Source organism: Paraburkholderia domus, from assembly GCF_905220705.1.
Lineage (GTDB): Bacteria > Pseudomonadota > Gammaproteobacteria > Burkholderiales > Burkholderiaceae > Paraburkholderia > Paraburkholderia domus.
This window is the reverse complement of sequence record NZ_CAJNAT010000004.1, coordinates 13,585-27,181: the sequence shown is the minus strand read 5'-3', so window position 1 is coordinate 27,181 and position 13,597 is coordinate 13,585. Positions and strand designations below refer to the sequence as shown.

General features: G+C 60.1%; 11 protein-coding genes and 1 pseudogene. 5 read left to right on the top strand and 7 right to left on the bottom strand.

Annotated elements, in window-relative coordinates:
* Window positions 1–176: 176 nt before the first annotated feature.
* Window positions 177–365 (top strand): glycine zipper 2TM domain-containing protein, encoded by a 189-nt coding sequence (locus KHO31_RS10325; RefSeq protein WP_201081443.1) that lies wholly within the window; start codon window positions 177–179, stop codon window positions 363–365.
* Between the two features lie 220 nt (window positions 366–585).
* Window positions 586–2,547: an Ig-like domain-containing protein gene (locus KHO31_RS10320; protein WP_201081442.1), complete on the top strand. Its 1,962-nt coding sequence runs from the start codon at window positions 586–588 to the stop codon at window positions 2,545–2,547.
* A 176-nt stretch (window positions 2,548–2,723) separates the two neighbouring features.
* Here the strand turns inward: KHO31_RS10320 and KHO31_RS10315 are convergent, their stop codons facing one another.
* Both KHO31_RS10315 and KHO31_RS10310 read right to left on the bottom strand, forming a co-directional pair.
* A complete protein-coding gene (locus tag KHO31_RS10315; RefSeq protein WP_201141239.1) occupies window positions 2,724–4,370 on the bottom strand; it encodes an NRAMP family divalent metal transporter in 1,647 nt (548 codons plus the stop codon).
* Window positions 4,371–4,488: 118 nt separating this feature from the next.
* The gene (locus KHO31_RS10310; protein WP_201141241.1) at window positions 4,489–4,629 is read right to left on the bottom strand and encodes a hypothetical protein; all 141 of its coding nucleotides are present in this window, start codon (window positions 4,627–4,629) and stop codon (window positions 4,489–4,491) included.
* A gap of 1,046 nt (window positions 4,630–5,675) precedes the next feature.
* Between KHO31_RS10310 and KHO31_RS10305 the strand changes: the two genes are divergently transcribed.
* Both KHO31_RS10305 and KHO31_RS10300 read left to right on the top strand, forming a co-directional pair.
* A complete protein-coding gene (locus KHO31_RS10305; protein WP_201081436.1) occupies window positions 5,676–5,900 on the top strand; it encodes a hypothetical protein in 225 nt (74 codons plus the stop codon).
* Between the two features lie 92 nt (window positions 5,901–5,992).
* Window positions 5,993–7,495, top strand: coding sequence for a carbohydrate porin (locus KHO31_RS10300; RefSeq protein WP_201139330.1), 1,503 nt, complete (start codon window positions 5,993–5,995; stop codon window positions 7,493–7,495).
* Between the two features lie 60 nt (window positions 7,496–7,555).
* Here the strand turns inward: KHO31_RS10300 and KHO31_RS10295 are convergent, their stop codons facing one another.
* Window positions 7,556–8,029, bottom strand: coding sequence for a hypothetical protein (locus KHO31_RS10295; protein WP_201086592.1), 474 nt, complete (start codon window positions 8,027–8,029; stop codon window positions 7,556–7,558).
* A 909-nt stretch (window positions 8,030–8,938) separates the two neighbouring features.
* On the opposite strand from KHO31_RS10295, the gene KHO31_RS10290 reads away from it, so the two are divergent.
* Window positions 8,939–9,289 (top strand): DOPA 4,5-dioxygenase family protein, encoded by a 351-nt coding sequence (locus tag KHO31_RS10290; RefSeq protein WP_201081430.1) that lies wholly within the window; start codon window positions 8,939–8,941, stop codon window positions 9,287–9,289.
* A gap of 50 nt (window positions 9,290–9,339) precedes the next feature.
* Here KHO31_RS10290 and KHO31_RS10285 read toward each other — a convergent pair whose 3' ends face one another.
* The 4 genes and pseudogenes from KHO31_RS10285 to KHO31_RS10270 all read right to left on the bottom strand — a co-directional run bounded on the left by KHO31_RS10285 (window position 9,340) and on the right by KHO31_RS10270 (window position 13,036).
* Window positions 9,340–9,651 (bottom strand): high-potential iron-sulfur protein, encoded by a 312-nt coding sequence (locus KHO31_RS10285; RefSeq protein WP_201081428.1) that lies wholly within the window; start codon window positions 9,649–9,651, stop codon window positions 9,340–9,342.
* Window positions 9,652–9,680: 29 nt separating this feature from the next.
* A pseudogene (locus KHO31_RS10280) lies at window positions 9,681–9,866 on the bottom strand (nitroreductase); the annotation flags it as partial.
* A 216-nt stretch (window positions 9,867–10,082) separates the two neighbouring features.
* On the bottom strand, window positions 10,083–10,766 hold the full coding sequence (locus tag KHO31_RS10275) for a Fe2+-dependent dioxygenase (RefSeq protein ID WP_211623233.1): 684 nt from the start codon (window positions 10,764–10,766) through the stop codon (window positions 10,083–10,085).
* 77 nt (window positions 10,767–10,843) lie between these two features.
* Window positions 10,844–13,036, bottom strand: a complete 2,193-nt coding sequence (locus tag KHO31_RS10270) for a TonB-dependent receptor (RefSeq protein ID WP_211623232.1) — start codon at window positions 13,034–13,036, stop codon at window positions 10,844–10,846.
* Window positions 13,037–13,597 lie beyond the last annotated feature (561 nt).

Here is a 13,597-nt window from a genome sequence, read left to right as displayed (position 1 = left end):
CGAAAACGCGCTTACAGTTGGGTTGCGAAAGGCAGTCTAGCAAGCGCGGATGAGTCCAGCAAACCCGTTTCAGCGCCCGGGCGACAATGGATCGCAGGCCCTACGGACACTCGTAATAAGAAGGCGGCATGTGGATTGCTGCTTCGCTTGTATCGACAAACATCCGAGGTGACACCATGTTGAATCGAACTGGCTTGGGCGTCATTGCAACGGCTTTGGCGCTGCTCACATCTACGGCCGGCTGCACCCTTGGCGGGGCGGCGGCAGGTGGCGTTATCGGCAACGAGGCGACCAATCACAGCACGGTCGGCACGGTCGGCGGCGCGGTAGCCGGCGGGATTATCGGACACGAATTGGGCAAGTAATTGAAACGCTGAACGGCCTTCGGACGTGCGACACGAGACCGCCGCTTTGAAGTATTCTGCCAACGCGCTAAAGCCCGCATGGAATTTGCCGTTTATCGATTAATAGCAGCAGATAATCCGCTTTCGAGCCGGCGACGCAGCGCGGCAAGTATAGCCACACTCATCGGCAAAATCTGCCGATATAACAAACGCATCATGTAAACAGAGCATCGGGGAATTCATGCATGGATCGTTAGTGCGCACCGGCGTCGCGGCCGCCGTCGCCTTTGTCTTGTTCCAACTCGGCGGTTGCGGCGGCGGCGGTTCCAGCTCGACCTCGTCGAGCACGCCAACGGTCACGGCCACCTCGGTAAACGGCACGGTCGCAACCGGCTCCGCCTTAGTGGGCGCGACCGTCACGCTGACCGATGCGACCGGCGCTCAGGCGACGGCAACTACCAATGCTCAAGGCGCGTACACGATCTCCGTGCAGGGCATGACCGCGCCATTTCTGATCGTCGCCACCGACGCCGCCGGCATTTCCGCCCCGCTCGTCTCCGTGCTCGCCAAACTGCCGAGTGGCACGGCGCCCGCTGTCGCCAACGTCACCACGCTGACCACCGCGATTGCCGCCATGCTGACGGCCTCGGGTAACCCGATCGACCTGGCATCCACCACGGCGCTAGCCAAGGTGACGCTGCCGTCCGTGCAGATCGCTACCATCACGCTCGACGCGATCCTGACGAAAATTCTCGCGCAGAACGGCATCCAGACGGCAGGCTTCGATCCCATCGGCATGGCCTTTACGCCGAACCACACCGGCGCCGATGCAGTGATCGACACCGTCTCGCTGGTGTCGGCGGCTAACGGGGGCTCGTTGCTGGCGTCGAATGCGGCACCGGGCACGACCGTCGCGCTGAACAACCAGACTGCCCAGTCCGTCACGCTCGCAGCGCCGCCCGCGGCGGCGAACTATCTGGAGCCGCTTGCGTCCCTGCTGACGGCCTGCGCCGCGAACGGCACGCTCAACACGTCATGCTCACCGGCAATCGACTCCACGTTCCTCGAAAACGGTTCGACCGATCTGGCGGTCGGCCACGGTCTGACCGATGCCATCTTCAGTGGTGCGGTGTTCGGTTCGCCGAAGACGCTCGCCTTCTTCACACGCAACGGCAAGCAGCTTGCGCTCGTGCAGTTGCCGGTCACGCTGGCAGGCGGCGCGGCAGCCGGTGTGCTCTACACCATCGCGCAACAGCTCCCCACGCCCGTCACGCTCGCCAACGGCACGCAGCTCGGCTGGGATCTGATCGGCAATCAGTCGCAATTCGTTGTTTCGATCATGTCGCAAATCCAGCGCCGCACCTTCCTCGATTCGAAGCTGAACGACGTGAACCGTTATGAGTCGGGTCTCACGATTTCGATTCCGACCACTTCGAATCCGACGGTGTATTCGGCTTCCGTCACGGGACCCGGACTCGCTGCGCAGATCTGGCTGATGCAGCGTAATGCGCTCGGCAGCAGCACGCTGGGGCTGTCGGATCGGACGTTGAGTGCGGCACCGGTGTCTCCCGCGACCACCAGCAGCAACACGTCCCTGTATCGCTGGTCTTGGCAATCGCTGTCGTCGACCGCGACCTTCACGCCGGCGGCGTCGAGCGGCTACTACTCGGCGCAATCGATCGACGCGAGCACCGTGCCGCTCTACGCGACCTACACCGTGACGTTCTACGACAAGAACGGCGCGCAGCTCGGCCAGTCGTCGATCGTCAATCCGGGGAGCCCGTTAAGCGCGGCGGCGGGGAGCACGGTCGCATGGCCGACGCTGCTGCCTGACTTCGCGACGCAGTTCCTCACGCCGGGCGGCTCGCTGGCGAGCGCGCAGTACGCGATGAGCGTGACGTGGTCGAGTCTCGTGAACGGACAGAATCTCGCGTATCCGGTGACGTCCGTGCAGATCCAGGCCTACCCTGGAACGGCCACCGGTTCGACGACGGAAGTGGACGGTTTCTCGATCGGTGGGCCGAACAACACTACGTTTGGTCAGTATCAAACGACGGTCTATGCGGGTGTCAATTCTGTGGGCGTGCAGACTTGCACGAATTGCCCGTTCCCAGCGTTGACGTCGGGCGGTTCGCGGCTCGTGCAGTTGAGTGGCGGGCGGAACGGGACCGCATATTTCGATATTACGAAGTACAACGATTAGAACGAGGTCAGCAAGAAACGAAAGATTGTCGAACTGCCAAACGCCCCGTCAGGGGCGTTTTTCATTTCATCCTTGTTTCAGCTTCGAACCCGCGATAGCGTGAGCCTCAGGTCGCGTCGCATCGCGTCGTGCGTTCGAGCGAATGACCGAAGGTGCGGCCGGCGCGGGTATCTGTCTTATTTCAAGAATGCCATCTGCACGACCTTAAGAACAACCAGGCCAACAGCCAACAGCAGATAGCCGCGCAGCACACCCATCCAGACACGCTTGGCCAGCGTAAGATTCGGCGGCGGCAGGTCGTCGAGCGGCGGCATGCGCCATGTATCGCGGGCGTTCGTCGGATACGTGTGCACTTCTCCATCCGCGGCTTCGCGACGGAGTCTGCGAATCCCGACCGTGCCGGCATAGCCGAAGATTGCCAACAGTGTCCCGCCAGCGAGCGTTTCCAGAATCGTTTCGCCGGTGATGTCCGGGTAGACGACCGAGGCGGTCAGGATGATGGACAGCATCACCAGCACCCAGATAACGGCGCCCGTAAACAGATTGAGCTCCTTCGAGTTGACCCACGGACCCAGAACGGCCTTGTCGTTACACAGCAGCAGCAGAAACACCGTGGCGCTAGGCAGCAACACGCCCGCGAGCGTTTGCACGGCTTCAGTCAGCAGACCAAGCGGGCTACCGGGAATCAGCACCAGCGCTGCTGCGGCGGCAACAATGCCGAAGTAGACGAGATAGAAACCCTTGGCGTCCGACACGGGACGGTGCAACGAGTGGCGAATCTTGAACACGTCACCGATGGCGTATGCGGTCGACAGCGACACGGCAGCAGCGCCGATGATGCAGGCGTCGAGCAGTGCCACCGCGAAGAGCGTGGCGGACGTACGACCCGCATACTTTTCCAGACCGCCGATCACGCCGCCGGCATCCGTGAAATTACCGAACTCCGGCTTGCCGGCATACAGCGCCGCGCAGAACGAAATCATCGCCACAGCGCCAATCAGCACGAACACAATGCCAATCCACAAATCGGCCTTTTCGTACTTCATAAAGCGCGGCGTGATGCGTTTGTCGACCACGTAGCTCTGCTGGAAGAACAGTTGCCACGGCGCAACCGTCGTACCGACGATACCGATGACGAGCAACATCACATCGCTCAGCTTCGAGTGGGCGGGCCAGTTCGGAATGAAGAAATCGCGTGTCATCTGGCCGACCGGCGGATGGATCGACACCAGCACGGGCACAAGCAACAAACTCATGACGCACAGTACGACAGCGAAGCGTTCGAACCGCCTGAAATTGCCTGTACTGACGGCGGCCATCGTTAGCGCCGCAGCAATGCAGACGCCCAGAATCTTGGAGATGCCGAAGAAGTCCAGGACGAACGTGATACCGATGAACTCGGTCACGATGGTCAGCGCGTTAAGGATGAACAGATCGACAACGCTAAACGCCCCCCAGAACTTGCCGAAGCGTTCGAAGATGAGGCGCGCGTGGCCAACACCGGTGACGGCGCCCAGTCGCAGCACCATTTCCTGGTTGACGAAGAGGACGGGCACCAGCAGCAGCATGGTCCACAGCAAGGTGGTTCCGTAGTTCTGGCCGGCCTGGGTGTAGGTGCCGAAGGCGCCTGCGTCGTTGTCCCCGACCATCACGATAAGGCCCGGGCCGAGGATGGCCAGCAGTGTTCGAAAGCGCGCCCACCAGTTGGTGCGGGGCGCGGTGTCGTGATGGGCGATGGTGCCCAGAGCGCCTTTGATATCCCCGATATGGGCCGAGTCAAGCACAGCGCTGCGTGGCGGTGAGACGTTAGCTGGAGTGGCCATTTTGTTTTCTTCCCTGGTTCTGGTTATTAAAAGGAAATAGCGCACCTCCGGCATACGTAAGAGCGTGTCCCGTCGAACGACGACGTCGCTTGCGTATGGCGGAAAAGGGCGCGAGTGATTACGAAACGAGTGTTTTAAGCCGTTGCCAGAATGCAGCGAACCTGTGCGGTTCGTTGGCATGCAGCGCCAGCATGGCGTCGTAGTGGACGCGCGATTCTTCAACCTGCGGCAGTCGTGAAAGAAGGAGGCTGAAATTCATGATGTTTCTCCAGGCGTCTGGCTTGACGCGATTCGCGGAAAGCCAGCAGACATGGAGGTCAGGCGCACTCTGCGCGCTTTGACGGACGTCTACTCGCTTTCCTCAGGCAAAGGCAAAGGCAAAGGCAAAGGTAAAGGTAAAGGTGAGCGGCATATGGGATAACTGTCACTGTCCGGCATGGCGGCTCCTTATCGACGTCTGTACGCGCTTGCTGCATGTTTGCAATGCGCGTCTGCTGCGCGCGCGCTTGTCCACGCGTCCGCCTGCGCCATCGAAAATCGACAAGGCGCGAACGGACGCAGCCGCGAGTTGACGCTCGCGACGCGATGCCATACGGACGCGCAAATACTGCGGCCATATAGCGCTAATAAGGGTGCACGGAGAGGGTTACTACGGCGCGCACCGTCTGCCTGAAGGCAAGACGGCGGCTGGATGAAGAGAGCGCGGACGTCCTGCCGGTCAGGCAGCGAAACTATTCGAAGGTCGACTACTGCAGGTGTCCAAGGCATCAGCCCCGTTTGTGAAGATTTTTAAATTTTAGGCGGCGCTGGAATCCGAAGTCAACATCATTCGCTAAGCAGAGCCAATATAAATTTCCAGCATCTATTTCTTTCAGAATCGAAAGAAAAATCATCGCTTTGCGGGAATGACCTCGGAATAAGAAACAGAATCGTTCGGCGAAGGATTCTCGTCAGGAGATTCGGACTGCGATGTCTTTGCGGTTTTTTTACTTGCGGTGTTTATCGTGAGCCGAATACAATCCGCCCCGTCTCATCAAAAGGAGTCCCTCGTGGACACATGCTCTAGTAGTGGAAGTCCGATGCCGGCCTGTGCCGGCGAAGTCACCGCGAGATAGCCGCCGCAGGAACACTCCTTCGCCGCTAACTCGCTTTGTCGGGTTAGCGCGCTTCGTCAATGACTGGCTTTCTGCCGGTCTGTCAGCAGCACGCTCCCTTCGTTTGGCCGCTTGTCGCAAGTCCGCTTGCGAGATGTAGTCACGTCGTCACACGTCGCCCGGCTTGGCCGGGCAGGACGGGGGTGCGCTTATGTTCATCAAATCATTCTTCAGGTTTTTCGGTGGCGCCGTGCCGGAAAAAACGGCCGGGCGCGCCGCACTTCGTGTGGCCTATGCAGGCAACCCTTTAACGCCTATCGGGTACGCGATTGTCGCCGTCACGGTAGGCGCTTTCGCGCTGGTCGCGATGTTGTGCACGTCCGCCGTCGGCAACGAGCTGGGTCGCTCGTTGCGACTGAGCTGGTGGTTCTCCTGAACAAGGCCCGGTCACGGTCTCGCCACACATTGCGTGTCATATCCATAAAAACGAACGGATTTATCCGCCTGAGAATCTCGCCTCCCCTTGCCATGAAGAAAAACCTCAAGACCACATTGCTGATGTGCGGTGCCCCCATCAGCCTGACCTGCCTTCTGTCTCTTGGCGTTGTACAGTCCGCGCTCGCTCAGGCGAGTGCGGAAGCCGCGCCTACCTCTACGCCAGCCGAGTCCGCGCCGTCGTCGACGTCGCCCGCAACGGACGCAGCGAAGGCGGACCAGGCGCCGCCTGCGCCGACTGGTTTCTGGGACCGTGCGACACTTTTCGGTGACATGGGTGGCCTGCGGCCCTGGCTCGGCGACCACGGCATGACGTTCAGCCTGCAGGAAACCAGTGAGTATCTGAACAACCTGTCAGGTGGGACTGCGCGTGGCGGGGCTTACGACGGTCTGACCCAGTTTGGCCTGGTCGTCGATACGGGCAGGGCCATCGGCTTGCCGGGCGGCACCTTCAACGTGTCGGGCCTGCAGATTCACGGCACCAACCTGACCCAGCGGAACCTGCAGACCCTGCAAACGGCGACCGGCATCGAAGCGGATGCGACGACGAGACTGTGGGAACTCTGGTATCAGCAGTCCCTGCTCGCGGGCAAGGTCGATGTGAAGATCGGGCAGCAGAGTCTCGACCAGGAGTTCATGACGAGCCAGTATGCGACCACGTTCATGAACGCCACGTTTGGCTGGCCGGTGCTGCCGTCCACCGATATGCCGGCGGGCGGGCCTGCCTATCCGTTGTCGTCACTTGGGGTACGCGTGCGGGCCACCCCCGCGGATTCGTGGACCGTGCTGGCGGGTGTGTTCGACGGCAATCCGGCAGGCAATGGCATCGGCGATCCGCAGAAGCTGAACGCGCACGGCACCAGTTTCAACCTGCATGACAGCGCCCTGTTCATCGGCGAAGTGCAGTACGCGATCAACCCGCCACCGGCTAATCCGTCGGACGCTAAACCCACCGGACTGCCTGGCACTTACAAACTGGGCTTCTGGTACAACACGGGGAATTTTGCCGACCAGCAGATCGACAACACCGGCCTGTCACTTGCGAATCCGGCCAGCACCGGCGTTCCGCGTAGTCACCGGGGCGACTACAGCTTCTACGCGGTGGCCGACCAGATGGTCTGGCGTGCGGGCGCGGACAGTCCGCAATCGTTAGGCGTGTTCGCCAGAATCATGGGCGCGCCAGGCGATCGCAATCTGGTCGACCTGGGGGTGAACGTCGGCGTGACACTGAAGGCGCCGTTCAAGGGGCGCGACAATGATGTCGCCGGGCTTGCGGTCGGCTACGCGAGGATTGGCTCGCATGCGCAAAACCTCGCGAGCGACACGGCTTCGCTCACAACACCGGGGTATCCGTCGCGCAGCGCGGAGACCATCATCGAAGCGACCTATCAGTACCAGGTCGCGCCGTGGTGGCAGTTGCAAGCGGACTTCCAGTACGCGTTCCGTCCGGCCGGCGGCATTCCGAATCCGGAGAACCCATCGCAGCGAGTCGGCAATGAAGCCGTTGTGGGTCTCAGGACCAACATCATGTTCTGACGCTGCTGTGCCGATAGATGGCGAGCCGTCGACGGCTCACCGCAGAATTACAACGCGACCTTAGACAGTCGCTTCGACAAGAGCCTGCGCACGAGCGGATCGCATCAAACCCTCGATCATCTTCGCTTCCGCGTTCGCAATCTCGCTCAACGATGCAGCGGACAGCTGCCCATCCAGAATCGCCAGCGCCGTGCAAAGACGCCTGTATTCGCCGTCGTCGAGAATCCAGGTGCCGTCTTGATGCTCGCGCGCGTCGAGCTGCACCATCGCCGCATGTGCGCTTTCGATATCGGCAAGAACGTCCTCGCCAAGACCAAGGCGCGCCAACTCCTGCGACACCAGCAAATGCCGGCTCAAGGTCATGTGCAAATCCCGCGAGCCTCGGCCGCGCCGGAATGCGTCGAGGGCGGTGTAGCACTGCATGAGCATCGCCATCGTGACCGGCTCGTGGGCGGTGCGGCTATAGGTCAGCGCACGCAGCAGCGGGGACATGGCCGGCTGGGTGTGCTTGCGGACTCGCGATTTACTGGACATATCGATTCAACCTCCTTCGCTAACTCTCGGCTCTACCACCGAATGCTGTGCTCTCCGGTGGCAAACGCCGCCGATGCGCTGGCGGCTTGACAGGCCCTTAATGTGAGTCTGTGCAGCCATCATGGCAAGCAACTATTAAGACAGACTTAAACAACTTAAAGTCTCGATTCCGTGCGGCATCCCGCCGCGCGCGAGCAGACTTTCCGCTGCGGCAGGCCCAAAATGCCAAGCTGCCATGTAGGTTCGGACCCGCTAAATACAAGTCACATTTGCCGAACAGACAAAAAAAGACCCTGTTCCCGCGAGGGAACAGGGCCGGACAGGATGGAAGAGTCGTACAGGCGCGTGGATGCTTGCCGACCTATAACCACCACAAACTAGCAAAACTGTTGTTACTTGAACTGCTACTGCGTTACAGCGCGGTCCCTCGCCTTCAACATCGCCTCGCTGCAACCCCCTGCTGATTCGCGCGCGTTGTTGCTTCGTTTGCGCGCTGTTTGCATTGCTTCGACTTCCTACTGCTTTACTGCCCTGCCACGTTAGACAACCGCGGCAAACTGCCATCAACGGTACGGTTCAAAACAACGCGGGGGAAGACCGCGTCGATGGGCTCGGTGTTTTGTCGCTCCATGGAAAACAGTTTATGTGAGTACGCGTGAATGCAATTGCGCGAAACGAGGGGAATTGGCAGGCCAATTTGGCGAATCGGCGTAGCGCGACGATTTCTTCAGATGTGAGCCATGAAGTTGAGAGGTCGGCAAGCGCTATCTCTTCGAACTGCGCAAGGCCACCATGACCAGGCATCTGGCGCGCGCCGGCGAATTCGCCGACGATGCCTGGCATCGCGCGTCAGCGAAAACTCAAGCAGAATGAGTGTCTGATAAAGACTGAACCCCATCGGACCCTGTTATGACCTTTCGCGACACCTCAGCCATCGAGAGTTGGCACGCCCACGTTTACTTCGATTCAGGCAGCCGCGACGCCGCGTGGACCTTTCGCGAGCAGATTGAAACGCACTGGAACGGCAAATTACAAATGGGCCGTTTTCACGAACGCCCGGTCGGGCCGCATCCAATGTGGTCGTATCAACTCGCGTTCGCGCAGGAACAGTTCGCCGAACTCGTCGGCTGGCTCACGCTGAATCACGGCGCGCTCGATATTTTTGTGCACCCGAATACGGGCGACGCCTTGCGCGACCACCGCGACGCGGCGATATGGATCGGCCATTCGCATGACCTGGTACTGAGCGCTTTGAATTAAGGTCAAAGCGTTTTTAATCACACGTGCCGGCGTGCGGGCCGCTTGCGCGGTCACATATTCGAATACGAGCTGCACCAGCCGCGCGCGGCGACCTGCTTGTCACCGAACAGCGTGCAGCCACCGTAGGCGTCGGTGGCCTTACCCTGGAATAGCGAGCAGTTGGCGCAGGTTTGTCCTGCGGCGTAGCCAGGGAATTTCGCCTTGTCGACCTTTGACGCATCCTCTTTATAGCCGAGGGCTTGCGCCTTCGGATCGGCTTCGCTCAGGGTGTTCGCGGTGTCGGCGAACGCGACGCGGGATAGCATGAGCGACGAGCTCACGCCCACACCCAGCATGAGAAAATGGCGGCGCGAAGTTTTCATGATGGTCCGATAGGAAGTGAGAATGGCCGTCAATCGAGGAATCGCGTGAACCGTTCAACCGGTTCGCGATCGGTGCGTAGCGTATTGACCAATGCGCGTTCGTCGGCGAAACCGAGCGACATGCCGCACACCAGTTGCTCTTCGGCCGGCAGGCCAAGTTGCTCGGCAATCACGCGATGAAACGGTGTAAATGCGGCCTGCGGACAGGTAACCAGTTTTGGCGGTCTGCGACGATTCTAGCGCGAGCGCGCGCTTTCCCGCTGGCGGGCGGGCAGGATGCCGGATGCGCGAGCCACTATCGCCACGCGCCGTCCGTAGGGTCTGTTAGATCAGCGCCACGCACACAGCAGCATCGATCGACCCCACCTGCGGTTCGCTCGCCGCGGCGTCGATGGCCGCAACTGGTTCGAGTTCAATAGCCTCGGGTACGCTCACGTTTCGCTCCAGGAACGCAACAGGTTGTGATAGCAGCCCACCAGGCTACGGCGCGCAGCATCGTCGGCGTGCGTGGCGTTCAGGCGTTGAATCGCTGTGTCCATATCGAATAGCAAGGCACGCTGCGTGTCGCTGCGCACGAGGCTTTGCACCCAGAAGAAGCTGGCGAGGCGCGCGCCGCGCGTGACCGGTGTGACTTGATGCAGACTGGTGGCCGGATACACGATCATGTCGCCCGCCGGGAGCTTGACCTGTTGCACGCCATAGGTGTCTTCCACGACGAGTTCGCCGCCGTCGTATTCGCCGGGTTCGGAGAGGAACAGCGTCACCGACACGTCCGTGCGCAGCTTCACACCGTTAGGCAGCACCCGCACCGCACCGTCCACGTGGCTGCCGAATTGCATGCCGCCTTCGTAACGATTGAAGAGCGGCGGATAAACCTGGTTCGGCAACGCCGCGCTGATGAACAGCGGGTTGCGCTCGATCGACGCGAGAATCACATCGCCAAGTTCACGCGCGAGCGGTGAATGCTCGGCGATCTGCTGATTGCGTTTGACCGGCGCGCCCTGATAACCGGCGGTCGCGCGGCCGTCGACCCATGCGTCGCCGGCGCTGTCGAGCCGTTCGCGCACAAAGCGCAATTGCTCAGCGTCCAATACATTCGGAATGTGCAGCAGCATCTTGAGTTTCCTTGGCCTCGTTTAGTCGGCTTGCCGTTTGCAAGAGCGGCAAGCCTAACGTATCAATGAGGCGCGCTTCAGAACCGGTAGTCGACCGTCGCGAGCAGCGTACGTCCGATACCCGGCACGGAACGGCCACCGTCCGACTGGATGAGCGCGTCGTAGTACATCTTGTTGGTCAGGTTCAGCAGATTCAGCCGAACGTCGTATTTCTTCGCGTGATAGGCGGCGGTCGCATCCCAGCGGGTGTAGCCCGGGACCTGAACGTAGTTCGTGTTCGACGCGTAGCGCGGCGACATGTAAGTCGGGCCGCCGCCGATTTCCCAGTGCGGCGTGATCGCGTAAGTGCTCCAGAGCGTCAGCGTGTTGCGCGGCGTGTTGGCCGGCACGTGCCCTTGCGTGCCGTCGAGCGCCTTCAGGATGATGGCGTCCATGTACGTGTAGCCGCCAAAAATCTGCCACTTGTCGGTGATGTGACCGGTTACGCCGGCCTGAAATCCGTCGACGCGGATGTCGCCGTCGAGTTCATATTCGGTCGGCGAAACTTGCGTGCGGGCGTTAGTCATTTCCTCGCGGAAGAACGCGGACGTCACCGAGATATTGCCGCCCAGCAGATCCCACTTGCCGCCGACTTCATACGACCTGGTCGACTCCGGCGCAAGGTTTTGCGTCAGGTTGGTGACCGTCAAAGCTTCGAGCGACGGATCGAATGACGTGCCATACGACACGTAGTACGACTGCCAGTCGGTCGGCTGATAGATCACGCCCGCGCGCACGCTGGTGAAGAAGTTGGTCTGACTCGCGTAAAGCGGCGCCGTGATCGAATTGTGGATCTGTGCCTGGAAGCGGTCCCAACGCAGGCCGCCGATCACCTTCCAGTGCTGGCCGAGCGATACCGTGTCGTTGACGTAGCCGGCGATCTCATTCGAACCGGAATCGGCGTAGTTGCCGACTGTCGTGGTCACACCAGCGGGTGATGACAGATACGCCGGGTTCACCATCGTGACGACCGGCAAGTTGTTGCGCGTGTACGCCTGATTCGAATAACTGTCGTGGCCGAGTTCGATGCCGGCGATCAGGTCGTGCTTGACCGGGCCGGTGTCGAACTTGTATTCGAGCATCGTGTCGTTGTACAACGAATGGTTTTCGATCACACGGTCGTGGCTCTGCAGCTTGATGAACAACTGCGACGGCGACAACGTCGTGTAATTGCCGTTGGTCAGCGCAGTGCTGCTCGCGAGCGGGCCCGTCAACACAGCTTGCGGCGCGGTTTCGCGTGCATCGGTCAGTGAATGCGAGAACTGCGTCTGGTTGCTCAGGGTCAGACTGTCGGAGAACTTGTGCTTGATGCCGGCCGTGAAGGTCTGAACATCCTGGATCGTGCGGTCGGTGGTGAGGCCATAGAACGTGTTCTTCGGCACCGGTGACGGATGCCCGTTCAACGCCTGCACGCCGTAGTCGGGCATGTCGTAGTTGTGCTGGATCAGCGCCGATATCGTCACTTCGGTCGGTGTGCCGATGCCGAAACGCACTTCCGGCGCGATGCCGTAGTCCTTGTTCTTCATCTCGTCGCGCGTCGAGCCGAGGCTCTGGCCGAATGCGTTCAGGCGTATCGCCGCCGTCTCCGTCAGCTTATGGTTCACGTCGACGGTGCTGCGATAGCGATCGTCGGTACCGACCATTGCCGAGACTTCCGCCGAGTCATGCAGATTCGCCTTCTTGCTAACCTGATCGATTACGCCACCCGTCGAGCCGCGGCCGAACAACATCGACGACGGACCATACAGCACTTCAAGCTCCTCGAGGTCGAAGGTGTCGCGATAGTACTGGTTGCGATCGCGGAACCCATCCAGATAGATGTCGTTCTGCGCGGTGAAACCGCGCAAGTTGATGTTGTTGCCGATCTGGCCACCTTCAGCCCCGCCAATGGTCACGCCCGGCGCATTGCGCAAAGCGTCCTGGAACGACGTGGCGCCTTGGGAGGCGAGCACCGCCTTGTTGATCACCGTCACCGTCTGCGGAATGTCGCGCAATGCGGTGGGCGTCTTTGCGCCGACCGTCGAGCGTTCTGCCTGGAAGTCCTGTTGTTCGGCTTGCGCCGCGACACCGATGGCCGGCAAGGTCGCGTTCTCGGCCGCTGTATTCGCCGGCGCGTTTTGAGCCGGCGACTGCGATGCGGCTTGCGGCGCGGTCTGCGCCACAGCGGGCGTGGCGAATGGAACGGCAAAAGTTAACGCTAACGCAGTCGCAAGCGGCGTGTGGTTGAACATGGGAAATCCCGTCAGAAGTGCGCTTGCCAGATCCGCATGTTCGACATGCAATCAGTGACAAAACCGCAATTGGCTGGCTGCCTGTCTTCTGCTTGGAGGGAAGACGACGGGATGGCTGGCTAGTTGTTAAATGAGAATCGATATCATTTCATGCGCATCAAAACGCATCAATCGCGCCGAGCCTTACCCAGAGTGATCAAATTATTTCCGTTTTTTACCAACGTATGCAATTCGTAATTTTCAATGCTTCATGGTCAGCAATGCATTACATACTTGTAATATCAGGTGGCCCTTTACATGGCGATTTTTATATTCGTTAGATGAATATGAAAATGTTCGTATGTCAGGGATACCCACCTCAATTACTGTCAATTTAGGACCGAGTCAACGACACGACCTGGGTGATGTACTCCAACGTTCAAGGCGTATTGCACTTACGCATTTCATCGAAAATCTTTCTAAATACTAACGACACATCACTCAGGTGCGCACGAGTGATCGAACGCGAAATCGCCGCACCGTTTATCCTTTTTGCAACACCGCATATCGCAACCGTTCCGT

Coding starts and splice junctions, on each gene's coding strand:
- KHO31_RS10325 (WP_201081443.1), top strand. CDS start 177: ATGTTGAATCGAACTGGCTTGGGCGTCATTGCAACGGCTTTGGCGCTG.
- KHO31_RS10320 (WP_201081442.1), top strand. CDS start 586: ATGCATGGATCGTTAGTGCGCACCGGCGTCGCGGCCGCCGTCGCCTTT.
- KHO31_RS10315 (WP_201141239.1), bottom strand. CDS start 4,370: ATGGCCACTCCAGCTAACGTCTCACCGCCACGCAGCGCTGTGCTTGAC.
- KHO31_RS10310 (WP_201141241.1), bottom strand. CDS start 4,629: ATGAATTTCAGCCTCCTTCTTTCACGACTGCCGCAGGTTGAAGAATCG.
- KHO31_RS10305 (WP_201081436.1), top strand. CDS start 5,676: ATGTTCATCAAATCATTCTTCAGGTTTTTCGGTGGCGCCGTGCCGGAA.
- KHO31_RS10300 (WP_201139330.1), top strand. CDS start 5,993: ATGAAGAAAAACCTCAAGACCACATTGCTGATGTGCGGTGCCCCCATC.
- KHO31_RS10295 (WP_201086592.1), bottom strand. CDS start 8,029: ATGTCCAGTAAATCGCGAGTCCGCAAGCACACCCAGCCGGCCATGTCC.
- KHO31_RS10290 (WP_201081430.1), top strand. CDS start 8,939: ATGACCTTTCGCGACACCTCAGCCATCGAGAGTTGGCACGCCCACGTT.
- KHO31_RS10285 (WP_201081428.1), bottom strand. CDS start 9,651: ATGAAAACTTCGCGCCGCCATTTTCTCATGCTGGGTGTGGGCGTGAGC.
- KHO31_RS10275 (WP_211623233.1), bottom strand. CDS start 10,766: ATGCTGCTGCACATTCCGAATGTATTGGACGCTGAGCAATTGCGCTTT.
- KHO31_RS10270 (WP_211623232.1), bottom strand. CDS start 13,036: ATGTTCAACCACACGCCGCTTGCGACTGCGTTAGCGTTAACTTTTGCC.